Origin of the sequence: Ralstonia sp. UNC404CL21Col, assembly GCF_000620465.1 — a bacterium.
GTDB classification, from domain to species: Bacteria; Pseudomonadota; Gammaproteobacteria; order Burkholderiales; family Burkholderiaceae; genus Ralstonia; species Ralstonia flatus.
The window spans coordinates 680,557-703,506 of the sequence record NZ_JIBE01000003.1; the positions used below are offsets into that span (position 1 = coordinate 680,557).

The window sequence follows — 22,950 nt, forward strand, 5'->3', positions numbered from 1 at the left end:
CGCAGATCCGGTAGACGCCTTTCTTTTGCCTGGCGCCGTGCGTTTCGAATCGCAACGGTTTTTAGTAAGGATGCCGCGCTGTTGCAGTCAGCCGGCATCTGTTGGGGGCACTCCCCTAGTGCCCAGAGAAATGCGGGGCGTGTCCTTGGGGAGGTCACGTCCCGCAGCGATGCTGATGTGCTCTGGTGTCGCCCCTCATATGTTTGAGAGCGGGCGAAGGCATTAGCCGAAAACATGTTGCGTTGCAACAATTACCAGATCGGATTGGATTGTAGGAAGCGCGTTATGCCAAGTCAATCATAAAGAAGTAAGTTTTCATATCAAAAAGTTATGATAAGGCGTCCGTTGTTGGGACTAGCTGACCTGCGATGCGTTCTGTCATCAGGGGGCCATGGGGTTTTGGCCGTACAATCGCGGCCACCCTGCCTACACCAAAAAAATGTCGCCCCGACGACCATTCGGCGGGCCAGACCCTCGGCGTGATAGGCGATCCACCTTACCTTTGGTTACAAAATCTCCATGCAATACAGGGACTTACGTGACTTTCTCGCCCAGCTCGAGCGCACGGGCGAACTGCGCCGCGTGCGCCAGCCGGTGTCGCCGCGCCTGGAAATGACCGAAGTCTGTGACCGCCTGCTGCGCTCCGAAGGCCCGGCGGTCGTCTTTGAGCAACCAGTGGACGGCGCGCAGAAGTACGACATGCCGGTGCTGGCTAACCTGTTTGGCACCACCCGTCGCGTGGCGCTTGGCATGGGCGCGGAGTCGCTCGATGAACTGCGGGACGTCGGTCGCCTGCTCTCGGCGTTGAAGGAGCCCGAACCGCCGCGCGGGCTGCGTGAAGCCGGCAAGTTGTGGACGATGGCCAAGGCCGTGTGGGATATGGCACCGCGCAAGGTGTCGTCGCCGGCGTGCCAGGAGATCGTGTGGGAAGGGAATGACGTTGATCTCTCGCGCATTCCCGTACAGACGTGCTGGCCCGGCGATGCGGCGCCGCTCGTCACATGGGGGCTGGTCATCACGCGCGGGCCGCACAAGAAGCGGCAGAACCTGGGTATCTACCGGCAGCAGGTCATCAGTCGCAACCAGGTCATCATGCGTTGGCTGGCGCACCGGGGCGGCGCGCTGGATTTCCGCGAGCACGCCATCGCGAATCCGGGCCAGCCGTTTCCGATTGCGGTGGCGCTGGGCGCCGACCCGGCTACTATTCTCGGCGCGGTGACCCCGGTGCCGGATACGCTATCTGAGTACCAGTTTGCGGGGCTGCTGCGCGGCAGCCGGACCGAGCTTGCGACCTGTCTGACGCCTTCGCTGGCGCAGGCACAACTGCAGGTGCCGGCCGGCGCTGAGATCATCCTCGAAGGCCACATCCAGCCGGATCCAACGCACCCGAGCGGCTACCAGCACGCGCTCGAAGGCCCCTTCGGCGATCACACCGGCTATTACAACGAGCAGGACTGGTTCCCCGTGTTCACGGTCGAGCGCATCACGATGCGCCGCGACCCGATCTATCACTCGACGTATACAGGCAAGCCGCCCGATGAGCCGGCCGTGCTGGGCGTGGCGCTCAATGAAGTGTTCGTGCCGCTGCTGCAGAAGCAGTTTCCGGAGATTGCCGATTTCTACCTGCCACCCGAAGGCTGCAGCTATCGCATGGCGCTGGTCAGCATGAAGAAGCAATACGCCGGCCACGCCAAGCGCGTGATGTTTGGCGTGTGGAGCTTCCTGCGGCAGTTCATGTATACGAAGTTCATCGTGGTGGTGGACGACGACGTGAACCTGCGCGACTGGAAGGAAGTGATCTGGGCAATCACCACGCGCGTGGATCCGGCGCGCGACACGGTCATGGTCGAGAACACGCCGATCGACTACCTCGATTTCGCGTCCCCGGTGTCAGGCCTGGGCTCCAAGATGGGCATCGACGCCACCAACAAATGGCCCGGCGAAACCACGCGCGAATGGGGCCAGCCCATCGTCATGGATACCGCTGTCAAAGCCCGCGTCGACGCCATGTGGGACACGCTCTTCCAATAACCACAAGGCTTGGCGGCCTGGCCTGCGAGCGAACGATCGTTCGGTTATTCTTAGCGAGTTAAGCGACTGCTGCATCTAAAAGGCGGGCCCTCTTTGTCTACTGGGCCCGCCTTCCTTATGGAGAACGCCATGGCCGAAGCACTCGACGCATCCCGCACCGCCGCCAACGCGCTGGAGCGCATCACAGACCGCACTCTCGTCAAAACGCAGTCCTATGTCGACGGGGCCTGGGTGGGCGCGGCAGACGGCGCGACCTTCCCCGTCTACGACCCTGCCACCAACGCACACCTGACCGATGTTGCCAATCTCGGCCACGCAGAAACGCTGCGCGCCATCGACGCGGCCAATGCGGCGTGGCCCGCATGGCGGGAGCTGACCGGCAAAGAGCGCGCTGGCCTGATGCGCCGCTGGTTCGACCTGCTGATCGCCAACGCCGACGACCTCGCCGCGCTGATGACCGCTGAACAAGGCAAGCCGCTGGCCGAAGCCAAGGGCGAAATTGTCTACGGCGCGTCGTTCATCGAATGGTTTGCCGAAGAGGCCAAGCGGGTCTCCGGCGACGTGATGGCCAGCACCTGGCGCGACAAGCGCATGGTCGTGTTGAAGCAGCCGGTGGGCGTGTGCGCGTCCATCACGCCGTGGAACTTCCCGCTGGCGATGATCACCCGCAAGGTCGCACCGGCCATGGCGGCAGGCTGCACCATCGTCATCAAGCCGGCCGAGCAAACGCCGCTGTCCGCGCTCGCGATGGCCGAACTGGCGCACCGCGCGGGCATTCCGAAGGGCGTCGTCAACGTCGTGACGGGTGACGCGGATCGCTCGATCGCCATCGGCAAGGCCTTGTGCGAATCGCCGATCGTGCGGCATCTGTCGTTCACGGGCTCGACGCCGGTGGGCCGCATCCTGATGCAGCAGTGCTCGCCGACGGTGAAGAAGGTGGCGCTGGAGCTGGGCGGCCATGCGCCGTTCATCGTGTTCGACGACGCCGATATCGATGCCGCCGTGGAGGGCGCGGTGCAGTCGAAGTACCGCAACGCCGGCCAGACGTGCGTGTGTACGAACCGCTTCTACGTGCATGCCTCGGTGTACGACACGTTTGTCGAGAAGCTCTCGGCCAAGGTGCGCGGCATCAAGGTCGGCAACGGCTTCGAGTCGGGCGTGGTGCAAGGCCCGCTGATCGACGATCAGGCCGTGGAGAAAGTGCAGCGCCACATTGACGACGCGACGCAGAAAGGCGCACGCCTGACCGCCGGCGGCAAGCTGATGCAGGGCTTCGGTTCGCAGCGTTTTGTCGAGCCCACGGTGCTGGCGGACGCCACGCCCGACATGCTGATCGCGCGCGAAGAAACCTTCGGCCCAGTCTCCGCGATCTTCAAGTTCCAGGACGAAGCGGAAGTCGTGCGCCTGGCCAACGACACCGAATTTGGCCTGGCGTCGTACTTCTTCAGCCGCGACATCGGCCGCATCTGGCGCGTGGCCGAGCAGCTCGAATACGGCATGGTCGGCATCAACACGGGGCTGATCTCGAACGAGGTCGCGCCGTTTGGCGGCATCAAGCAATCGGGCCTGGGCCGCGAAGGTTCGGTCTACGGCATCGACGAGTATCTCGAACTCAAGTATCTGTGCATGGGCGGCATCTGAAACGCCATCCCCCCTTGGCCGACCTGCCACATCGATAGAGCGGGCGGCCTTCCCCCTTGCCTGACCGGCGGAGGAGACACATGAGCACCATCCAGGAAGGCGCCCTGCTGTGGACGCCATCAGCTGACTTCATCGCACGCGCGCGCCTGACGCATTACCTCGACTGGCTTGCGCGCGAACGCGGGCTGCGCTTCTCGGCCACCACGCCCGGGGGCTACGCGCAACTCTGGGACTGGTCCACCACTGAGCTGGAGGCGTTCTGGACGTCCGTCTGGGACTACCTCGACCTGCGCGCCTCGACACCGTTCACGCAGATGCTGGGCGACCGCACCATGCCGGGTGCGCAATGGCTGGTCGGCGCCAAGCTGAACTACGTCGATCAGGTCATGCGTCATGTGGAGGAAGGCGGCAGCCCCGACCGCACCGCCATCCGCTACGCCAGCGAGACCAAACCGCTGGCCGACCTGTCATGGCGCGAACTGCGCCAACGCGTTGCCTCGCTGGCGGATGCGCTGCGCAAGATGGGCGTGGTGCCGGGCGACCGCGTGGCCGCGTATCTGTCGAATACGCCGGACGCGATTGTGGCGTTTCTCGCCACCGCCAGCGTCGGAGCCATCTGGTCCGTCTGCGCGCCCGACATGGGCCAGGTGGCCGTGACCGACCGCTTCCGGCAGATCGAGCCCAAGGTGCTGATCGCGGTGGACGGCTATCACTATGGCGGCCGCGCATTCGACCGCACCGACGTGGTCGAAGAGATGGTCGCCGCGCTGCCAACCGTCGAACATCTCGTCGTCGTGCCGCAGTTGCTTGGCGAGGTCAACCGCGCGCGCTTCCCGCAAGCCCGCGACTGGCGCGACCTCACAGCGAACGACGTACCACTCGTCGTCACGCCCGTCGCCGCCGACCACCCGCTGTGGATTCTCTATTCGTCCGGCACCACCGGCATGCCCAAGCCGATCGTGCACGGCCACGGCGGCTTGCTGCTCGTGCAGACGATGATGGGCGCGCTGCATCTCGACCTCGGCCCCGACGACGTCTACCACTGGTACAGCAGCACCGGCTGGGTCATGTGGAATTCGCAGGCGAGCGGCCTGCTCGGCGGCGTCACGCTCGCCATCTACGACGGCAACCCCGGTACGCCCGATCTCAATAGGCTGTGGCGTTTCGCGCAGGATGCGGGCGTGACCTTCTTTGGCGCCGGCGCGGCATTCTTCGCCAATTGCCTGAAGGCCGGCATCGAGCCCGGTCGCGATTTCGACCTGTCGAAGCTGCGTGCGGTCGGCTCGACCGGTTCGCCGCTCTCCGCCGAGGCGTACGACTGGATCTACCGCCACGTCAAAGCCGACGTCTGGCTCAATCCGATTTCCGGCGGCACGGACTTCGCAGGCTGCTTCGTAGGCGGCGTCGCCACACTGCCCGTCTATGCGGGTGAGATGCAATGCCGCAACCTCGGCTCGCGCGTGGAAGCGCTGGACGAGGCTGGCCAGCCGCTGATCGATGCGGTGGGCGAGCTGGTCTGCACCGCGCCCATTCCGTCGATGCCGCTTTTCTTCTGGGGCGATACCGACGGCAGCCGCTACCGCGACAGCTACTTCGACATGTACCCGGGCCAGTGGCGCCACGGCGACTGGATCAAGATCACCCTGCGCGGCGGCGCCATCATCTACGGCCGGTCCGACGCGACCATCAATCGCCACGGCATCCGCATGGGCACAGCCGAGCTGTACCGCGTGGTCGAAGATCTGCCGGAAGTGCTTGATAGCCTCGTCGTCGATCTGGAATTCCTTGGCCGTGAATCGTTCATGCCGCTGTTCGTCGTGCTGCGCGAAGGCGTGACGCTCGACGATACGCTGCGCAGCACGATCAATGCACGCATCAAGGCGGGCCTGTCGGCCCGGCATGTGCCTAACGTGGTCGTACAGGCGCCGGGCGTGCCGCGCACGCTGTCGGGCAAGAAGATGGAAGTCCCCATCAAGAAACTGCTGCTTGGCGCCCCAGTCGAGCGCGTCGCAAACCCTGATGCGATGGCCAATCCGGACGTGCTGGCGTGGTATGCGAACTACGCCGGGTCGCTGGTTCGGCAAGGCGGCGCGCACGGCGAGACCGCGCCCGCATTGGAATCGTGGCGGAGCTAGACCGATCGTTCGTCCCAGGTTTCACAATCTCCGCCAATCGAACGATGGCAAGGCTCGGATGTGATGACTAACGTACAGCTTGCACCGGCACATCAAGATGCCGGGCGAGTTGCTTAACGGGGAGTCACCATGCTTGTAACGACGAACGTCCTGATCAAGACGGAGGACGGCCGCGAGGCCTTGGCCCAGCGCCGCCACGACATGCAGATGCGCCAGCGCCATCTGCTGATCCTCATCGACGGTGCCCGCACGGTCGGGCAACTGCATCAACTGCTGAGCGACTGGTCGGACCTCGACGAACTGCTGCTGGGGCTGCAACGGGCCGGCATGGTCGACGTGCTTCCGGGCCTCTCACATGAAAACGCAGCCGGTGCCGCCCCCTTCGACCCCATCGCACACTTCAACCGTCCCTTGCTGGACGATGACAGCGACAGCGTCCCTGCCGCCCTGTCGCTCATCTACGACGAACTGCCGCCGCTGACGGGCATGACGCTCGGCCTGCAAACGGCTGCAGCGCCCATCGACGAGCCTGCAGCCAACGACGCCATGCTGCCGCAAGTGGCGCCCGTCCAGGCGTCTTCCGCCCCGCAGCCGGCCGTGCCGCCGGAGTTGGCCGACGTGTTGCCCAATGTGGTCAAGGTCGAGTTGATGCGGTTGGCGGTGCAGCACTTTGGCTCGGCTGCCGGCGCCGCCATGCCGCTGCTGCGCGCCTGCAAGGAAGATCCGCAATCGCTGTGCGACGTGGTTGCCGCGTGCGCCAAAGCCGCGGCCCCGACGGCCGGCGAACGCGCCGCTGCGAAGTTCGTGGATGCAGCCATGCAGGCGATGGCGCTGCGGCGTTAGGCAACGGCGCCGATGTAAGCGTGGCCTGCTTCCGGACAGTGCAGAGCGCGCTGCCCGGGTTCAAAGCGAAGTCCCAGGTCGTTCAGGCCAATGCACAGGCCATGTCGGAAGCCACGGCGACGAGCGCGCCGGCCACGCGGTCAATCTGCGCCGGTGCGAGCCCGGCAATATTGATCCGACCACCCTGGGTGCCATAGATGGCGTGGTCTGTGCGCAAGCGCTCCATGGCATCGGCGCCCAACGGCAGCATCGAGAACATGCCCTTGTGCCGCGACAGATTCTGAAGCGCAACGGGGGCGCCGAGACCCGCCAGTGCGTCATCAAGGCGCCGTCGGTTGCCAACGATACGCTGACGCATGTGCTCCAGCTCGTCCCGCCAGCAGGCCGTCAATGCGGCATCGCCAAGGATGGCCGCCACGATGGCAGCGCCGTGGTCGGGCGGCATCGAATAGTTGCTTCGCGTGATGCGCTCCAGCACGCCGCCAACCGGCTGCAGGGCTACCGCGTTCTTGCCGATCACCATGGCGGCGCCGGTGCGTTCGCAGTACAGGCCCATGCTCTTCGAGCAGCTTGCCGCGACGAGCACCGTGTCGAGCGCATCGGCCACCAACCGCAGGCCCGCGGTGTCCTGCACCAGACCATCGGCCAGGCCCAGATACGCCATGTCGACGAGCGGGATCAGACCCTGCTTCGCGCAGCGCTCCGCCACGCTTTGCCAGACCTCGATATCCATGTCGATGCCGGTCGGGTTGTGGCAGCAACCATGCAGCAGCACAACGTCGCCCGCACGCGCGGCCCACAGGTCTGCGAACATGGCATCCGCATCAAGCACCCCGCCCTCGGCACGCCAGCGGTAGCGGTCTACCGCAAGCCCCGCCGCGCGCATGATGGGCACGTGGTTGACGTAGCCGGGGTCGGACACCCAGACGCGAGCGCCGGGTGAAGCCACGGCGATGAAGTCGGCGAGCAACCGGAGCGCGCCCGTCCCGCCCACGGTCTGCATGGTGTGCTGGCGCGCCAGGCGCCCCGCGTCGTTGCCAAGCAGCAGCGTCGCCAACGCGGCATTGAACTCGGTATTGCCGGCCAAGCCGCGGTAGGCCTTGGAGGCACCGGCAGCGGCCAGGCGCTCCTCCGCAGCCTTCACCGCAGACATGACCGGCGTCTGCCCGGCGTCATCGCGGTAGACACCCACGACAAGATCGACCTTGTCGGGCCGAGGGTCCGCACGGAAAGCAGCGGTCAGGCCCCACAGCGGGTCCGGGGCAACGGTGGCGAGGCTTGCGAGCATGGTGTGGTCTCCGGAAGAACAATGCGATGGTCTACGCGCGGTTTGCGAGGATCACGCCAGCGGTGATCACGGCAATGCCGCAGGCAACGGTCAGCGTCAGCGATTCACCGAGCAACGGCACCGCCCCGAGGCAGGCCAGCGCAGGCGCCAGCGAGCCAATGGCGGAACAGCGCGGCGTATCCAGATGACGAATCGCCAGCGCGTAGGACAGGCTGGAAACCACGCCAACCCCCAAGCCCTGGGCCAGCAGGAAAGGCATGGCGTTGGCCACGGTGAAATGCCCGGCATGGCTGTCGACCACGCCCAGGCCCACCAGCAGCGCCGTCAGCAAGAAGGACGGCACGCTCAGCAGCAATGCGCAGCCGATGGCATCGAGCCCCGCCCGGCGCAGCCCCAGCGTGTAGCTGCCCCAGAGCAGACTCGCCAGCAACAGCAATCCGGCGCCGGCCACAAACGCGCCATGCGAGACGTGCGATTGCGAGACCAACAGGAGCAGCACGCCAGCGAGGATGATCGCGATGGCGCGCCCGCGTGCCGCCGCGATGCGCTGGCGGTCCACCACATACGCGATCAGCGCCACCGACAGCGGCGTCGTACCCGCAATCAACGCAGCCACGTGGGCGGCCGATGTCACCTTGCCGCCGGCTGAAGCCATGAAGAAGAACGGCACACCGCCGCCCACCAACACCATCAGCGCGCTGAGCGGCTTCACCCGCCGCAGCATCGGCCAGCGGGAGGGCAGGAACGGCAACAGCAACAAGGTCGGCAGGCCGAATCGGATGAGCGCCACGTCGGCAGGCGCCAACGGCGACGCGCCAATTGCCCGGATCGACAGCGCAAACCCGGCCCAGATCAGCACCGTCAGCACCATCGCCGCATACCCGATCAGCGGGTTGGCCTGGAAGGCATGTCGCCCCGCCTGCGCGCCCACGCCCACTGCCCATGTCGAACCACGCATGCTGCCACCCTCGATTTCAGAATGGAGACAGAATGCCGCAGTATGAAAAGTAGTATCTTGCTATTTCCACCAATGCTGATAGTCAATTTGGCAGAACCTGCCCCTCTGGAAAAATCACATGGATAAGAAAGACAGGCAAATCATTGCCGCCCTTCAGAAGGAAGGCCGCTTGACCAACCAGGAGCTGTCGGAGCGGGTGAACCTGTCGCCCTCACCGTGCCTGCGCCGGCTGCGGTTGCTGGAAGAGGCAGGCATCATCCGCGGCTACACGGCCATCGTCGATGAAGAGGCATACGGGCTGCCGGTGACGGCATTCGTGCATATTCGTCTGCAGCAGCACTCGCGGGAGGTGGTCTCGACGTTCGAGAACCGCATCCGCGCCATCGACGCGATCCTCGATTGCTACGTGCTGACCGGCGAGGCGGATTACCTGCTGCGCGTGCTGGTGGAAAGCCTGCAGGACTACGAGCAGTTCGTGCGTGGGCAATTGCATGCCATCCCGGGCATCGCCGCCATCGACACGAGCTTTGCGTATGGCGTGGTCAAGCGGTCGACGGTGTTTCCGGCGTGGGATGAGAACAAAAGGAGTTCGGTGCGGCGGCGTGGAAAATCTCCAAGCTCAACAGCTTGAGCGGGGTATGCAGCGATACGGCAGTAACCGCGAGGGCCAAGCAGACAATCCGCCTCCCGGTCAAACGCCTATGATGCCGCTCCCTTGCACGTGCCGTGTTGCGGCGCGCAATTGCAAGGGTCGACGTGCCCTCCCGCATGGAACACGGTGACTAGGCCCTACTCTGGTGGGGAAACGCTCAAGATTGATATGGCAACGCCGAAAGCATCTTCGAGTATTCACTAGAAGAACATGTCCACGCACAATGCTAAGAACTCTCCTGACCGTCATTGGGACCACAGCGCTTTTCTCGGGATGCGCCGCGCCTACCTCCTCCGGCGTCGGCCCGGCAAATGCCGACAGGCTGCGCTCCGTGAAGACCATCGCCATTGCCACGCCGCTTAACGTCTCCTACTACACGACGACTGGCGCGGCCCCGACGGTCTTGTTTCCTGGCGCAGGAGCGATCGCAAATATCGCTAGCGGTGCGGTTTCAGGCACGCTGAACTCTGGCGCAAAAAATAGTACTGACGAATTCAACAAGCTCGCCATCGAAAGCCGCGGAGGAAGACTGCCATCACAAGATGCACTCGATACCGTCAAGACAGAGTTGAGCAACGGCAGCTTTTCCGTCTCTGAAGTGGACCTAGCTCAGGATGGGGCGCCCAAGCTGAAGCTTGATGGTTATCTGCCGATCATGACTGGCAACCCTTACCGTGGCGCCGACGCAATCATGGTGATCGCGCTACAACCCGGTTACAAAGCACCAGGCCCGCTGAACTCGTACCGACGAGAAGTCATCGGTTCGATCACTGTCTTCGACAGCGCCTCGCTCAAGCCGATCTTCCGAAAAGGCATCCGATACTGGAAGACCTTCGATGAATCCAGCTATCCCACCTACGCCGGCTTGAAGCAGGACCTTCCCAAAGCCATTAATGCCCTGGACAAGATCACGACAGAAGAGCTGCTTGGAGCAACCAAGGCATTCATCGCAGCAACCCGCCAAGCGAGTTCATCGCAATAGCAGCGAATGCGGCGGTAGTGGCACTTTTCACGCCCGCTTTTGCCGCTCGCTTGCCCAACCGCCACAACCCCGCATAAAATGTCGGGCTACGCGGGCGTCGTATAATGGTAATACCCTAGCTTCCCAAGCTAGAGCCGTGGGTTCGATTCCCATCGCCCGCTCCACCGAACTGTCTGAAGCCGCCCTCGGCGGCTTTTTTGTTGCCTGCGCGCCCGTCGCTCCATCGACGAGCAACCGGCACGGGATCTCCATGCAGCCCATCGAACAGCCGGGCACCGGCCCCGACGACATCACGCCGGAATCGCAAGACACCCATACTGCGGAGGGCGCCGAGACGGGCGCGGAAACCGGCCACCCGCGCCGCATCCGCTCGTTCGTCCGCCGCGCTGGCCGCACGTCTACCGGTCAGCAGCGCGCCATCGACGAACTCGGCCCGCGCTTCCTGCTGCCTTACGCTGCCGAGCCCTTGGATTGGGACGCCGCCTTCGGCCGCGCCGGCGCCAAGCGCATCTTCGAGATTGGCTTCGGCATGGGCGAGACCACGGCCCACATCGCGCAATTGCGTCCGGACGACGATTTCCTCGGCGTGGAAGTGCATGAGCCGGGCGTCGGTGCGCTGCTCAAGCTCATCGGCGAACGCGAGATCGGCAACATCCGCATCGTTTCGCACGATGCCGTGGAAGTGCTGGCCCACATGATTCCGGAAGGCACGCTCGATGGCATCCATGTGTTCTTCCCGGACCCGTGGCACAAGAAGCGCCACAACAAGCGGCGCCTGATCCAGAGCCCATTCGTCGCTCGCCTGGCCGCGCACCTCAAGCCGGGCGGCTATCTGCATTGCGCGACGGACTGGGAGGAATACGCCCACCAGATGCTGGAAGTGCTGTCCGCCGAACCGACGCTGGAAAACACGGCCGACGGCTTCGCGCCGCGCCCGGACTATCGCCCCGTCACCAAGTTCGAGAAGCGTGGCCTGCGCCTCGGGCACGGCGTGTGGGACGTGGTCTTCCGCAAGCGGGCCTGACCACGTCCGCGCACGCTGGCGCGCGTCAGCGTGCGCCGAAATGCGTATCGCCGAAGAGGTTCTTGGCGTGGCGCGGGAAGGCGCGCCAGTATTGCGGCGGCGCCTTGACCGTCGCGCCCAGCTCAGCGGCGGCGGCCCAAGCCCAGTGCGGGTTGTAGAGGAACGCCCGGCCGACAGCGACCAAGTCCGCACGCCCTTGCGCGACGATGGCCGCCGCCTCATGCGCCTCGTTGATGAGGCCGACGGCGATGGTCGGGATGTCAGCCTCGTTTCGGATCTTCTCGGCAAACGGCACCTGGTAGCCGGTCGATAACGGAATCTGCTGCAGCGGCGACACACCGCCCGACGACGCATCGATCCAATCGCAGCCGCGCGCACGCAGCGCCTGCGCAAAGACCACCGAATCTTCCGGCGTCCAGCCGCCCTCGACCCAATCGGTGGCCGACACGCGCACGCCCACCGGGATGTTGTCCGGCACGACGGCGCGCACCGCATCAAAAATCTCCAGCGGATAGCGCATGCGGTTCTCACGCGAACCGCCGTAGGCATCGGTGCGCTGATTGGCAATCGGCGACAGGAATTCGTGCAGCAGATAACCGTGTGCGGCGTGCAGTTCGATGGCGGACAGCCCCAGGCGCACAGCACGGCGCGCAGTCTCGACGAACTGATCGCGCACGCGGGCCAGGTCTGCATCGGTCATTTCGCGGGGCGCGCGCTCTTCGGGGCGCTGCGGCAACGCGGACGGACCGATCGTTTCCCAGCCGCCAGCATCGAGCGCCAGCAACGCGCCGCCTTCCCAAGGCCGAGCGCTCGAAGCCTTGCGGCCCGCGTGCGCGATCTGCATGCCGATCGGCACCAGCGCGTTCTGCCGAATGGCAGCCAGCGTGCGCTCAAGCGCAGCTTCGGTCGCGTCGTCCCACAAACCCAGGCAGCCGTTGGTGATGCGACCTTCCGGCGACACCGCGGTCGCCTCGATCATCAGCAACCCGGCACCCGACAGCGACAGGCTGCCCAGATGCGTGTGATGCCAGGCCGTGGCTTGGCCGTTGTCGGCCGAGTACTGGCACATCGGCGAGATGACGATGCGGTTCTCAAGCGTGAGACCGCGCAGGGAGAAAGGCTGGAAGAGAGCACTCATGATCGGGAGATTCGGCAGTCAGCGGCTGACGGAAGAAACCGCCAGTGTGTCCGAATCCGCCCGATCGTGCAGACGGTGCGAAAGCCTCGCACCGAGGAAGGGAAATGCTCGCCGGTGGCTTAGGCCTGCCAGGCGATGAGGTGCGTATAGGCCGTCACCAGGACGATGATGCCGAAGATGATCCGGTACCACGCAAAGCCGCGGAAATCATGCGTGGCGATGAACTTCAGCAGCCAGCGCACACAGAAGAACGCCGAGATGAACGCGGCCACAAAACCCACCGCGAAGATCGACAGATCGTCCGCCGACAGCAGCGCGCGCGACTTGTACAGCTCGTACACCGTCGCGCCAAAAATCACGGGGATCGCCAGGAAGAACGAGAACTCCGTCGCCACCTTGCGCGACAGGCCGAACAGCAGGCCGCCGATGATGGTCGAGCCCGAACGCGACGTACCCGGAATCAGCGCGAAGCACTGCGCGAAGCCCACCTTGATGGCGTCGGAGATGCGCAGGTCATCGAGCGTTTCAATGCGCGGCGCGCCAGCCTTGGCGGCTTCGAGCAGCGCGTTGGCGCGCGGGTCATGCGTCTCGCCGCGATGACGCTCACGCCATTCGGCCCACAGGATCACGAAGCCCCCGAGGATGAACGCCGACGCCACCACGATCGGGTTGAACAGATGCGCCTTGATCGCCTTGCCGAAAATCAGCGCAAGCGTGATTGCGGGGATCGTCGCCACGATCACGTTGATCGCAAAGCGCTGCTGACGCGGATCATTCGGCAGACCCTTGATCACGTCGATGATCTTGTGACGGAATTCCCAGCACACCGCCAGGATGGCGCCGAACTGGATCACGATCTCGAAGATCTTGCCCTTTTCGTCATTGAAGTCGAGCAGCTGGCCAGCGAGGATCAGATGGCCGGTACTGGAAATGGGAAGGAACTCGGTCAGGCCTTCGACGATGCCGAGAATCAGCGCTTTGATGGCGAGTGCGATATCCATGCAGTAAGCAAAGAGGGAAAAAGAAAACGAAGCGCTGGGCGTGCAGCAGAACTCAGGGCCGCTTGGCCTGGACGTGCACGCCTTCGGGCAAAACCGTGATTGTACCGGGCTCTACGGCAATGCCAGCCACTTTCAACTGTTCGGGCTTGAACGTGTAGACGGCGTAGTCGTTGAGCAACTGGCCGGCAATCAGCGAACCGATCGAGCTGATTTGCGGGCCGATACCGCCGGGCACGTTCTGCAGGTCGAAGCGATCGACAGTCGGCTGATCCAGGCGAATCGAATGCGTGGGGGCGTCGTAATGCAGGCCGCTGGACACCGCCAACGGCCCCGTCAGCGGCTGGCGGAACAGCCCGCTCTGCACCACGGCATCTGCCTGGATCGCGATGCGATTTCGCGCCGGGTCGAGCGACACCTGGGGGTTCGACAGCGTCACGTCGAAGAAGCCGAGAAAGCGCCGCTGGAACGGGAACTTGCGCGCCAGCGCATCCTGCATCTGGCTGCGCGAAAAGGTGTAGCCGTCGCCGGACCAGCCGGTCGGCATGCAAGCCACCAGCGTGACGGCAATGGCCACGGCAACGGCGGCCGCACCCGCCCACCAGCGGATTCGGTTGGAGCGGGCAGCAGGTTTCGTGGAATCGGTCATGACAAATCAACGCGCTGCGGTAGCGATTTCAAGTCGGGTCAAAAACTGCATGGCGTGCGTGGCCGAGCCTCCGCACATGTCGGGTTCGGGCTGCAAGCTGCTGCAGACCGCCGGACGTTCCGGCTGGCCGAAGATACGACAGCCGTTGGTCTCATCCAGTTGCGCACAGCGCACGCCGGCCGGCTTGCCGTTCGGCATGCCAGGAATGGGGCTGGAAATGGAAGGCGCGATGCAGCACGCGCCGCAATGAGGTCGACAGTCCATGCTTTCCGAGTGCGTGAAAACAGGGCGGAAAGCGCTATTGTGCACCAGCACAATCGAGGCCCAGTCCGATTGACAGTGCCGAAGCCGCTTGACCCACCCCTGCCGCATGCGTACATTAATGACCGAAAAGTAAGTTATCTGTGAGTCAGTGACCTCGTGCGCTGGCTGACGCCTACCGCCGTGACCGATCAAGATTCCGACTCCTCCTCCAAACGCTGGACGCGCCGCAAAGAGGCCCGCCCCCAAGAACTGGTCGCCGCCGCGCTGAACCTGTTCGTGGCGCGCGGCTATGCGGCCACGCGGCTGGAAGACGTGGCGTCGGCGGCCGGCGTGTCCAAGGGCACGGTCTACCTGTACTTCGCCAACAAGGAAGAGCTGTTCAAGGCCGTGGTGCAGGAAAACCTGGTGCCCGCGCTGGCCGAGGGCGAGGCCCTGATCGACAGTTTTGACGGCACCAGCGAAGCGCTGCTGCACGAGATTCTGATGGGCTGGTGGGAACTCATCGGCGAATCGCCGGCTTCGGGTCTCACCAAGCTGCTGATGGCCGAGTCGGGCAACTTTCCCGACCTGGCGCAGTACTACCACGAAGAAGTCATCGACCGCTGCGACCGCCTGTTCGCGCGCATCCTCGAACGCGGCATGGCCCGCGGCGAATTCCGCGACGTCAACGTCGATCTCACCACGCTGACCATGGTCGCGCCGATGATCTTCCTGATGATGTGGAAGCATTCGTTCGGCCCCTGCTCGCACCGAGAGCTGGAACCCAAGGCGTTCATCGCCCACGTCGTATCGCTGCTGCTGCATGGCGTGCTGCGCAATCCGGCGACGGGCGCTGTGATTCCGCCTCCACCCGCCCTCACCGCACAGCCGTGGCGCACGCTCCCAGAGCGCGCCAACAACCCCGACGAAGGCGCGTCGTCATGACAACGTCTGCCGGAATGTCCTCCGGACTTGCTAAAATGCCGGGTTTGTCGTCAAACCCTCATTTGCATCACTCGCTCCGCGTGGAAGGCATGCCCATGGACATCGAAAAATCCCGGTTCAACATGATCGAGCAGCAAATCCGTCCTTGGGACGTGCTCGATACCGACGTTCTCGACCTGCTCAGCGTCGTCAAGCGCGAACACTACGTGCCCGAGGCCTACCGCGCGCTGGCCTTCGTCGACATGGAAATCCCGCTGGCCGGCGGCCAGAACATGCTGGCGCCGCGCGTTGAAGCTCGCGTGCTGCAAGAGCTGGCCGTGCGCAAGCACGAAGACGTGCTGGAAGTCGGCGCTGGCTCCGGCTACATGGCCGCCCTGCTGGCCCATCGCGGCCGCCAGGTCACCACGCTCGACATCGTGCCGGAACTCGTCGCCTTCGCCCGCGACAATCTCTCGCGCAACGGCGTCACCAACGTCGACGTGGTCGAGGCCAGCGGCGCCCAAGGCTGGGGCGACGGCGTCTACGACGTCATCTGCGTGTCGGGCTCGGTGCCCGCCGTGCCGGAAGCCCTGCTCAAGCAACTCAAGGTTGGAGGCCGCCTCTCGATCTTCGTGGGCGGCGCGCCGGTCATGGAAGCACAGCTCATCACGCGCATCTCCAACACCGAATATCAGACGCGCAACCTGTTCGAGACGTATGTGACGCCGCTGGTAGGCGTTCCCGCACCGTCGGCCTTCCGCTTCTGATTCCTTTCGGCTCCCCAATCACCATGCAGCAGCTCGCTCCCACCGCCCTCGCCCAATGGCTCGCCGACGCATCGCGCGCGAAGCCCGTCCTGCTCGACGTGCGCTGGACGGAGGAGGTGGAAATCTGTGCCATTCCCGGCATCACGCACATCCCGATGGACCAGATCCCGGCGCGTGCCAGCGAGCTGAATGCTGACCAAGACATCGTCTGCATCTGCCACCACGGCGGGCGCAGCGCGCAGGTTGCGCAGTTTCTGATTCAACGTGCCGGCTTTGATGCTGCGCGCGTCTACAACCTGCAAGGCGGCGTCCATGCCTGGGCTAACCAGGTGGACCCGCAGATGGCGACGTACTGATTGGGGAAGCCGCCGCCGGGCAAAGCCCTGTTCACGCTCCACAGGCACTGAACAGGGTCTGACGCGCCCGCGCTGCCTTCCGAACGCGAACGTTTCCTCCTCGCTCGGGGGCTTTATGACTGTTGCTCGCAGTAGCCGTACGCGGATGGCCGCGCGCGGTTCGCTTGTTGTGCTGTGCTGTTCGATGATGCCGATGTTCGCGTGGGCGCAGTCCCAACCGAACACGGCCGCTGCAACCGACCTCCTCTCCGCCTACCGCGCCGCGCTGGCCAACGATCCGCAATTCGCATCGGCGCGTGCGCAGTCGCTGGCGCAACGCGAAAAGCTCACGCAGGGCCGCGCTGGTTTGCTGCCGCAAATCGGCGGCGCCTGGAGTTCCACGCGCATCATCTTCGATCAAACCGCCCCGGCGGAATTCAACAAGACGTTCTCGTCGACGGGCTGGACGCTGTCGCTGTCGCAACCGCTCTTCCGCTGGGACCGCTGGGAAACCTACAAGCAAGGCGAGATTGCCGCGCAAGCCGCCGAGGCTTCGCTGGCGCAGGCGCAGCTCGACCTGATCACGCGCACGGCGCAGGCCTACTTTGACGTGCTCAACGCCCAGGACACGCTGCAGCTCGCCACCGCGCAGCGCGATGCGATCCAGCAGCAATACGAACAGGCGCGCCGCAACTTCGACGTCGGCAACGCCAACATCACCGACGCGAACGACGCGCAGGCACGCCGCGACGCAATCGACGCCAGCGTCATCGCCGCACGCAGCGACTTCGAGATCAAGCAGTCGGCGCTCAAGCAGATCATCGGCGAACCCGTTGGCACGCTGGCCGGCGTGCGCCCAGGCGTCACGATCCCCCTGCCGGAGCCTGCTTCAGCAGAACCTTGGGTGGACCAGGCGCGCAGCTGCAACCTGCAGGTGGCACTGGCGCAATACAACCTGCAAAGTGCAGAGCGCGATGTGAAGAAGGCCACCGCGGGCCACCTGCCTTCGGTCGACCTCGTGGCGCAGACCGGCCACACCAATGCCAGCGGCAACCAATACCTGCCGTCGCTGCCGGGCGGCGCACGCTTCGACAGTTCACAGATTGGCGTGCAGGTGTCGATCCCGATCTTTGCGGGCGGTGCGATCCAGTCGCGCGTGCGTGAAAACATCGCGCTGGAAACCAAGGCCGCAAACGATCTTGAGTTCGCCCGCCGTTCTGCCGAACAAGGCGCGCGGCAAGCCTATATCGGCGTCATTGCCGGACTTGCGCAGGTGAAAGCGCTGGAAGCGGCCGAGCTGTCGGCGCGCACGGCGTACGACTCCAATCAGCTCGCCTACGGTGTGGGCGTCCGTATCGGCACCGATGTGCTGAATTCGCAGGCGCAGCTCTTTCAGGCACGCCGCGATCTGGCCCGCGCGCGTTACGACACCATCGTCAACGGGCTGCGGCTGAAGTCCGCCGCCGGCTCGCTGACCGAGGCAGACGTGATCCAGGTGAACACGCTGCTCACGGCCAACGGCTCGAGCGATATCACCGCGTTGCCGCCGGCAAGCGCCAAACCTGAATCGGCGAAACCGGCCGGCAAATCCGCCAAACGCTGATTAGTGTGTCTGGCCGCGCGGCGGCAGAGGCCGCTCGGCAAATTGCAGCAGCGCGCCGCTGGTCGTTTTCCAGATGACCTGGCGGCCCTGCTTGCCGTTGGCCGACGGCTGCATGCCGACGGTCGCCAACGGCGACTTGAGCGCCTCCAGGAACGCGGTTTCCAACTCCATGCGCGCCGGGTCGCACGCCATGCGCGTCGACACCAGATTGCCGAAGCGCATGCCCGAGGCGAGCTTCTCATACGGCCCCGAGAAGCGATTGCAGCCCGAATAGCCCGACACTACGCCGTTGGCCGCCTCCAGGCCGGCACTGAATTCGATCGAGATCGGCTGCGTAGCCGGATCAGCGTCGTCGCCTTCCGCGGAAGGCAATTCCTTAGGCGCGGCACCCGACTCCTGCCAACGCACCAGCACGAAGCGTGAGCGGCCTTCGCCCTGCGCTTGGGCGAGCGTCGCCTGGCCCGGATTGGGCGTTGCGTTGGCGGGCGTCTGTTTGGTTTCAGCGACCGGCGCTGATGCGGCAGCGGGGGCGGCGGCGGCAGGCGCAGATGACGGCGTCGGGGTCATGCAGCCGGCACCGATGATGGTGGCGGCGGTCACGGCAGCCAGCGCCGCGGCGGTCAGCACCACCCGGCGCGGCGTTTGCAGAAGGCTCGGCTTGGGTCGATTCGATTGGGACATGAACGGATCGTGAACGGTGACGGAATGCAAACTACACGAAGAGCCATTAGTCTGTCCGGCTCGCCATGAGTTCGCACGTTTCGTGCCGGACGTAGACAGCGTTACAGCGTCGGCAACACCAGGGACGCCACCGCCTCCACCGTGCGTGCCGTCGCACCGCCGTGCGTGGCGGCAAAGGCCAGCGCGGCGCGCGACGCGGCTTCGCGCGTATCGGCATCCGACAGCCACGCGTCGATCACACGTATCGCCGCAGCCGCATCCGCAACCTGCTCGCACGCGCCCGCGGCCACCGCATCGCGTGTCGCCTGCGCAAAGTTGAATGTATGCGGGCCGATGACCACAGGCGTGCCGACCGCGCAGGCCTCGATCAAATTCTGCCCCCCGAGCGGGAGCAGGCTACCGCCGATGAACGCCACTTCGCCTGCCGCGTAATACAGTGCCATCTCGCCCATCGAGTCCCCGAGCAAGACGTCGGCGTCGGCAAGTTGATCGGCCTCCGTCACACCTGCGGCAGACACCGACAACGCGCTGCGACGCACGACACGCAAGCCTGCGCGTTCAGCTCCCTGCGCCACTTCATCAAAACGCTGCGGGTGACGCGGCACGAGAATCAGCAAGGCATGCCGCCGCCCCACATGCTGCGCGCGATGCGCCTGCCACGCGTCGAGCAGCAACGCCTCTTCGCCCTCGCGCGTGCTGGCGGCCACCCATGCCGATCGGCCACGCAGCGCATCGTGCAGCACACGTCCGGCCATGATCTGGTCCACATGCGGTGTGATGTCGAACTTGAGGTTGCCGGTCACGCGCACGCGCGGCACGCCGAGCGAGCGGTAGCGGTCGGCATCGTCAGGCGTCTGGGCCAGCACGGCAGCGAGCTGCGCGTACGTCTGGCGCGCGGCGTCGCCGAGGCGCGCGGTGCGCCGGTGACTGCGCGCAGACAGGCGCCCGTTGACGAGCACCATCGGCACACCGGCCGCATAGGCGCGCTCGATCAGCACCGGCCAGATCTCGGTCTCCATCAGCAGCCCAAGGCGCGGTTGGAAATGGCGCAGAAACCGATCGACTGCGCTCGGCAAATCGTACGGAAGATACGCCTGGATAACGCGCCCGCTGCGTTGCGCCGCGAATTCGGCCCCTGTGCGGCGACCCGTCGGCGTCATGTGGGTCAGCAGGACAGCGTGGTGCGGAAAGCGCGCCAACAGCGCATCGATGAGCGGCTGTGCGGCGCGTGTCTCGCCAACGGACACGGCATGCACCCACAGCAACGGACGATCCGGATTCGGGCGCGGCGGGTAGAAACCCAGCCGCTCGCCGACGTGCTCGCGATAACCGGGCTCCTTGCGACCGCGCCACCACAGGCGCAGCAATGCGAACGGCAGCGCGATGCGCCACAACCAGCGATACAGAAGGCGCAGCATCAGAGCACACCCAGCGCACGCAGCGCATCGAGCGCCTGCGCGCTGGTGGGATGGGCATCGGCGTTGCCGATGTCGTGCACGTTAGGCGTCCAATAACCACCGGTACGCCACGACGTGGTGAAGTTGTAAAGCGCGACGGTCGGCTTGCACAGTGCGGCCGCAATGTGCACGAGTCCGGTGTCCACGCCCACCACCGCCGTCGCTTGATCGAGAAACGCCGTCACATCGGGCAGCGACATGCGCGGCGGAATCACCACGCGTCCGACCGTACCCGGCACCGCCGCGACGATGGCTTCGCGGATGGATTCACTCGTGCGTCGCTCGGTCTCGCTGCCCCACGGCAAGGCGATGGCGTAGTCGCGTGCAAGCAGCGCGCGTGCAACATCCACCCACGCCTCGAGCGGCCAACCTTTGTCGGCGCGCGAAGTCGCATGCACCAGTGCCACGTACGGACGTGGCAGATTGAACGGCAAGTCGGCGGGCGGCTGCAAACCGAAGTCGATGGTGTCGGGCAGCGCGTAACCGAGCGCCTCCGCCACCATGCGGCGCGAGCGCTCGACCACGTGGATGTGCGGTTCCATTTCGACCTTGCGTTGGTAGAACAGCTTCGCAAGCGGCTCATAGCCGGCGCCTTCCGTCCGATTGCCGAAGCCCGCCACGAAACCACCCGGCGCCAGCTTGGCCTGCGCAGCCACCAGCGCCGTCTTGATGAGACCTTGCGTGTCGAGCACCGCGTCGTACGACTTGGATCGCAACGCGCGACGGAACGCCGCCACCTCGCCCAAGGTCCTGCCGGAGCCGAGTGACTTGCGCCACCGCCGCAGCGCAAACGGAATCACGCCCTGCACACCACGCACAATGCGGACGATGCCGGCGAAACCCTCCTCGACCACCCAGTCGATCTCAGCATCCGGATACGCACGCAGGATATCGGCCACCACCGGCGTGCAATGCACCACATCGCCAAGCGACGATACCTTGACGATCAGCACACGCATGCCGTCACCCTTTCCCCCAACTTCATGAGTGCAGACCGTGCGATCAGAACGGCAGTTGCGCGTCCGGCTTCTCGGCCAGGATCACGCGGCGGAATTCACCTTGGATGCGCGCCATCGCGGCATCGTTGTCAGCCTCGAAGCGCATCACCACCACCGGCGTGGTGTTGGACGGACGCGCCAGGCCGAAGCCGTCTTCGTATTCCACGCGCACGCCGTCGATGCGGTTGACTTCCTTCGCGCCGGCAAAGGTGGCGTTGGCCTTGATCTTGTCGAGCAACTCGAAGGATTCGCCCTCGGCGCATTTCAGTTGCAGCTCAGGCGTGCAGTGCGAGTTCGGCAGCGCGTTGAGCGTAGCGCTCGGATCGGCCAGGCGCGAGACAATTTCCAGCAGGCGCGCGCCCGTGTACAGACCGTCGTCGAAACCATACCAACGGTCCTTGAAGAAAATGTGGCCGCTCATCTCGCCGGCCAGCGGAGCGCCCGTTTCCTTGAGCTTGGCCTTGACGAGCGAATGGCCCGTCTTCCACATCGTGGCCTTGCCGCCGTGCTCACGAATGAACGGCGCCAACTTGCCCGTGCACTTCACGTCGAAGATGATTTCGCCGCCCGGGTTACGCGACAGGACTTCCTGCGCGAACAGCATCAACTGGCGGTCGGGGAAGATGACCTGGCCGTCCTTGGTCACCACGCCCAGGCGGTCGCCGTCGCCATCGAACGCCAGGCCGAGTTCGCAGTCCGTGGTCTGCAGCGTGCGCACGAGGTCCTGCAGGTTCTCGACGTGCGCCGGGTCCGGATGGTGGTTCGGGAAATGGCCATCCACCTCGCAGAACAACTCCGTCACCTCGCAGCCCATCGCACGGAACAGCTCCGGCGCAAAGGCGCCTGCCACACCGTTGCCGCAGTCCACGGCAATCTTCATCGGGCGGCTCACCTTGACGTCCGAGACGATTCGGTCGATGTACTGTTGGCGGATGTCCACCTGTACGTAATCGCCGGCGCCTTCAGTGAAGTCGGCCTGCTCGATACGCGTGCGCAATGCTTGGATCTGTTCGCCGTAGATGGCCTGGCCCGCCAGCACCATCTTGAAGCCGTTGTAGTCGGGCGGGTTGTGACTGCCCGTGACCATCACGCCCGACGTGGCGCGACGGCCAGCCAATTCGATGTTCGTGCCGAAGTAGACCATCGGCGTGGCCACAAGACCCAGATCGATCACATCGACGCCGCTCGCGCGCAGACCGTCCGCCAACGCCGCCAGCAACTCAGGGCCCGATAGGCGGCCATCGCGGCCGATGACAACGGCGGATTCACCCTTGGCGCGTGCTGCCGAGCCGAAGGCACGGCCGATCAGGCGTGCGGTTTCGGCATCGACGGTTTTTCCGACGATGCCGCGGATGTCGTAGGCTTTGAAGATGGTGGGGTTGATGGTGGACATGCGAGCCCTAGTGAGAAAGGAAAGCGAACCGCAATTGTAAACGTTGACGTTGCGCACCGCCGCATCGGCATCGGGAGGAACCTCAACGTCCCTCAAGCCGAGGCTCTGCCATACACCGGACTGCCTTTCACCAAAAGCACTTTCTCCATGCACGGTATAATGCCGGGCCTACCTAAAAAGACCTAACAAGCTTCATGCCACTCCCGCTCG

General features: G+C 64.8%; 21 protein-coding genes and 1 tRNA gene. 12 read left to right on the plus strand and 10 right to left on the minus strand.

The window, feature by feature from the left end:
- Positions 1–519: 519 nt before the first annotated feature.
- The 4 genes from ubiD (at position 520) to N511_RS0103280 (ending at position 6,650) form a co-directional block, all read left to right on the plus strand.
- Positions 520–2,031 (plus strand): 4-hydroxy-3-polyprenylbenzoate decarboxylase, encoded by a 1,512-nt coding sequence (gene ubiD / locus N511_RS0103265; RefSeq protein ID WP_027677980.1) that lies wholly within the window; start codon positions 520–522, stop codon positions 2,029–2,031.
- A 129-nt stretch (positions 2,032–2,160) separates the two neighbouring features.
- Complete coding sequence (locus tag N511_RS0103270) at positions 2,161–3,672, plus strand: NAD-dependent succinate-semialdehyde dehydrogenase (protein WP_027677981.1); 1,512 nt, start codon at positions 2,161–2,163, stop codon at positions 3,670–3,672.
- A gap of 80 nt (positions 3,673–3,752) precedes the next feature.
- Positions 3,753–5,807 (plus strand): acetoacetate--CoA ligase, encoded by a 2,055-nt coding sequence (locus N511_RS0103275; protein ID WP_027677982.1) that lies wholly within the window; start codon positions 3,753–3,755, stop codon positions 5,805–5,807.
- A 129-nt stretch (positions 5,808–5,936) separates the two neighbouring features.
- Positions 5,937–6,650 carry a hypothetical protein gene (locus N511_RS0103280; protein WP_027677983.1) on the plus strand — a complete coding sequence of 238 codons (714 nt, stop codon included), beginning with the start codon at positions 5,937–5,939 and terminating at the stop codon, positions 6,648–6,650.
- 82 nt (positions 6,651–6,732) lie between these two features.
- Here the strand turns inward: N511_RS0103280 and N511_RS0103285 are convergent, their stop codons facing one another.
- Both N511_RS0103285 and N511_RS0103290 read right to left on the minus strand, forming a co-directional pair.
- Positions 6,733–7,938 (minus strand): amino acid aminotransferase, encoded by a 1,206-nt coding sequence (locus N511_RS0103285; RefSeq protein ID WP_027677984.1) that lies wholly within the window; start codon positions 7,936–7,938, stop codon positions 6,733–6,735.
- 31 nt (positions 7,939–7,969) lie between these two features.
- A complete protein-coding gene (locus N511_RS0103290; RefSeq protein WP_081785308.1) occupies positions 7,970–8,896 on the minus strand; it encodes a DMT family transporter in 927 nt (308 codons plus the stop codon).
- A 118-nt stretch (positions 8,897–9,014) separates the two neighbouring features.
- On the opposite strand from N511_RS0103290, the gene N511_RS23670 reads away from it, so the two are divergent.
- From N511_RS23670 to trmB, 4 genes are all read left to right on the plus strand, one after another.
- Entirely contained in the window at positions 9,015–9,527 is a 513-nt protein-coding gene (locus N511_RS23670) for an Lrp/AsnC family transcriptional regulator (protein ID WP_081785309.1), read from the plus strand.
- Positions 9,528–9,879: 352 nt separating this feature from the next.
- Positions 9,880–10,530 carry a hypothetical protein gene (locus N511_RS25180; protein ID WP_155954013.1) on the plus strand — a complete coding sequence of 217 codons (651 nt, stop codon included), beginning with the start codon at positions 9,880–9,882 and terminating at the stop codon, positions 10,528–10,530.
- 90 nt (positions 10,531–10,620) lie between these two features.
- Positions 10,621–10,694: transfer RNA gene (locus N511_RS0103305), tRNA-Gly, on the plus strand.
- A gap of 86 nt (positions 10,695–10,780) precedes the next feature.
- Positions 10,781–11,554, plus strand: coding sequence for a tRNA (guanosine(46)-N7)-methyltransferase TrmB (gene trmB, locus N511_RS0103310; protein ID WP_027677987.1), 774 nt, complete (start codon positions 10,781–10,783; stop codon positions 11,552–11,554).
- Between the two features lie 25 nt (positions 11,555–11,579).
- Here the strand turns inward: trmB and N511_RS0103315 are convergent, their stop codons facing one another.
- The 4 genes from N511_RS0103315 to N511_RS0103330 all read right to left on the minus strand — a co-directional run bounded on the left by N511_RS0103315 (position 11,580) and on the right by N511_RS0103330 (position 14,603).
- Entirely contained in the window at positions 11,580–12,692 is a 1,113-nt protein-coding gene (locus tag N511_RS0103315; protein WP_027677988.1) for an NADH:flavin oxidoreductase/NADH oxidase, read from the minus strand.
- Between the two features lie 119 nt (positions 12,693–12,811).
- A complete protein-coding gene (locus N511_RS0103320; RefSeq protein WP_027677989.1) occupies positions 12,812–13,693 on the minus strand; it encodes an undecaprenyl-diphosphate phosphatase in 882 nt (293 codons plus the stop codon).
- A gap of 52 nt (positions 13,694–13,745) precedes the next feature.
- The gene (locus N511_RS0103325; RefSeq protein ID WP_027677990.1) at positions 13,746–14,339 is read right to left on the minus strand and encodes a DUF1439 domain-containing protein; all 594 of its coding nucleotides are present in this window, start codon (positions 14,337–14,339) and stop codon (positions 13,746–13,748) included.
- A 6-nt stretch (positions 14,340–14,345) separates the two neighbouring features.
- Positions 14,346–14,603, minus strand: a complete 258-nt coding sequence (locus tag N511_RS0103330) for a YkgJ family cysteine cluster protein (RefSeq protein ID WP_081785310.1) — start codon at positions 14,601–14,603, stop codon at positions 14,346–14,348.
- Between the two features lie 156 nt (positions 14,604–14,759).
- On the opposite strand from N511_RS0103330, the gene N511_RS0103335 reads away from it, so the two are divergent.
- The 4 genes from N511_RS0103335 to N511_RS0103350 all read left to right on the plus strand — a co-directional run bounded on the left by N511_RS0103335 (position 14,760) and on the right by N511_RS0103350 (position 18,211).
- On the plus strand, positions 14,760–15,527 hold the full coding sequence (locus N511_RS0103335; RefSeq protein WP_027677992.1) for a TetR/AcrR family transcriptional regulator: 768 nt from the start codon (positions 14,760–14,762) through the stop codon (positions 15,525–15,527).
- A 95-nt stretch (positions 15,528–15,622) separates the two neighbouring features.
- A complete protein-coding gene (locus tag N511_RS0103340) occupies positions 15,623–16,273 on the plus strand; it encodes a protein-L-isoaspartate O-methyltransferase family protein (protein WP_027677993.1) in 651 nt (216 codons plus the stop codon).
- 23 nt (positions 16,274–16,296) lie between these two features.
- Positions 16,297–16,629, plus strand: coding sequence for a rhodanese-like domain-containing protein (locus N511_RS0103345; RefSeq protein WP_027677994.1), 333 nt, complete (start codon positions 16,297–16,299; stop codon positions 16,627–16,629).
- Positions 16,630–16,774: 145 nt separating this feature from the next.
- On the plus strand, positions 16,775–18,211 hold the full coding sequence (locus N511_RS0103350; RefSeq protein ID WP_027677995.1) for a TolC family outer membrane protein: 1,437 nt from the start codon (positions 16,775–16,777) through the stop codon (positions 18,209–18,211).
- Here N511_RS0103350 and N511_RS0103355 read toward each other — a convergent pair whose 3' ends face one another.
- The 4 genes from N511_RS0103355 to N511_RS0103370 all read right to left on the minus strand — a co-directional run bounded on the left by N511_RS0103355 (position 18,212) and on the right by N511_RS0103370 (position 22,740).
- Positions 18,212–18,892 carry an META domain-containing protein gene (locus N511_RS0103355; RefSeq protein WP_027677996.1) on the minus strand — a complete coding sequence of 227 codons (681 nt, stop codon included), beginning with the start codon at positions 18,890–18,892 and terminating at the stop codon, positions 18,212–18,214.
- Positions 18,893–18,993: 101 nt separating this feature from the next.
- Positions 18,994–20,310: a lipid IV(A) 3-deoxy-D-manno-octulosonic acid transferase gene (gene waaA, locus N511_RS0103360; protein WP_027677997.1), complete on the minus strand. Its 1,317-nt coding sequence runs from the start codon at positions 20,308–20,310 to the stop codon at positions 18,994–18,996.
- Positions 20,310–21,308, minus strand: coding sequence for a lipopolysaccharide heptosyltransferase I (gene waaC / locus N511_RS0103365; RefSeq protein WP_027677998.1), 999 nt, complete (start codon positions 21,306–21,308; stop codon positions 20,310–20,312). The genes waaA and waaC overlap by 1 nt, the downstream gene beginning before the upstream one ends.
- A 43-nt stretch (positions 21,309–21,351) precedes the next feature.
- A complete protein-coding gene (locus N511_RS0103370) occupies positions 21,352–22,740 on the minus strand; it encodes a phosphomannomutase/phosphoglucomutase (protein WP_027677999.1) in 1,389 nt (462 codons plus the stop codon).
- Positions 22,741–22,950: the final 210 nt, after the last annotated feature.

What these genes read in the sequence shown, in the direction of transcription:
- N511_RS0103340 (WP_027677993.1), top strand. Translation starts at nt 15,623, where the DNA reads ATGGACATCGAAAAATCCCGGTTCAACATGATCGAGCAGCAAATCCGT.
- N511_RS23670 (WP_081785309.1), top strand. Translation starts at nt 9,015, where the DNA reads ATGGATAAGAAAGACAGGCAAATCATTGCCGCCCTTCAGAAGGAAGGC.
- N511_RS0103345 (WP_027677994.1), top strand. Translation starts at nt 16,297, where the DNA reads ATGCAGCAGCTCGCTCCCACCGCCCTCGCCCAATGGCTCGCCGACGCA.
- N511_RS0103330 (WP_081785310.1), bottom strand. Translation starts at nt 14,603, where the DNA reads ATGGACTGTCGACCTCATTGCGGCGCGTGCTGCATCGCGCCTTCCATT.
- N511_RS0103290 (WP_081785308.1), bottom strand. Translation starts at nt 8,896, where the DNA reads ATGCGTGGTTCGACATGGGCAGTGGGCGTGGGCGCGCAGGCGGGGCGA.
- N511_RS0103355 (WP_027677996.1), bottom strand. Translation starts at nt 18,892, where the DNA reads ATGTCCCAATCGAATCGACCCAAGCCGAGCCTTCTGCAAACGCCGCGC.
- N511_RS0103320 (WP_027677989.1), bottom strand. Translation starts at nt 13,693, where the DNA reads ATGGATATCGCACTCGCCATCAAAGCGCTGATTCTCGGCATCGTCGAA.
- waaC (WP_027677998.1), bottom strand. Translation starts at nt 21,308, where the DNA reads ATGCGTGTGCTGATCGTCAAGGTATCGTCGCTTGGCGATGTGGTGCAT.
- waaA (WP_027677997.1), bottom strand. Translation starts at nt 20,310, where the DNA reads ATGCTGCGCCTTCTGTATCGCTGGTTGTGGCGCATCGCGCTGCCGTTC.
- N511_RS0103275 (WP_027677982.1), top strand. Translation starts at nt 3,753, where the DNA reads ATGAGCACCATCCAGGAAGGCGCCCTGCTGTGGACGCCATCAGCTGAC.
- N511_RS0103350 (WP_027677995.1), top strand. Translation starts at nt 16,775, where the DNA reads ATGGCCGCGCGCGGTTCGCTTGTTGTGCTGTGCTGTTCGATGATGCCG.
- ubiD (WP_027677980.1), top strand. Translation starts at nt 520, where the DNA reads ATGCAATACAGGGACTTACGTGACTTTCTCGCCCAGCTCGAGCGCACG.
- N511_RS0103280 (WP_027677983.1), top strand. Translation starts at nt 5,937, where the DNA reads ATGCTTGTAACGACGAACGTCCTGATCAAGACGGAGGACGGCCGCGAG.
- N511_RS0103285 (WP_027677984.1), bottom strand. Translation starts at nt 7,938, where the DNA reads ATGCTCGCAAGCCTCGCCACCGTTGCCCCGGACCCGCTGTGGGGCCTG.
- N511_RS0103315 (WP_027677988.1), bottom strand. Translation starts at nt 12,692, where the DNA reads ATGAGTGCTCTCTTCCAGCCTTTCTCCCTGCGCGGTCTCACGCTTGAG.
- N511_RS0103325 (WP_027677990.1), bottom strand. Translation starts at nt 14,339, where the DNA reads ATGACCGATTCCACGAAACCTGCTGCCCGCTCCAACCGAATCCGCTGG.
- trmB (WP_027677987.1), top strand. Translation starts at nt 10,781, where the DNA reads ATGCAGCCCATCGAACAGCCGGGCACCGGCCCCGACGACATCACGCCG.
- N511_RS0103270 (WP_027677981.1), top strand. Translation starts at nt 2,161, where the DNA reads ATGGCCGAAGCACTCGACGCATCCCGCACCGCCGCCAACGCGCTGGAG.
- N511_RS0103370 (WP_027677999.1), bottom strand. Translation starts at nt 22,740, where the DNA reads ATGTCCACCATCAACCCCACCATCTTCAAAGCCTACGACATCCGCGGC.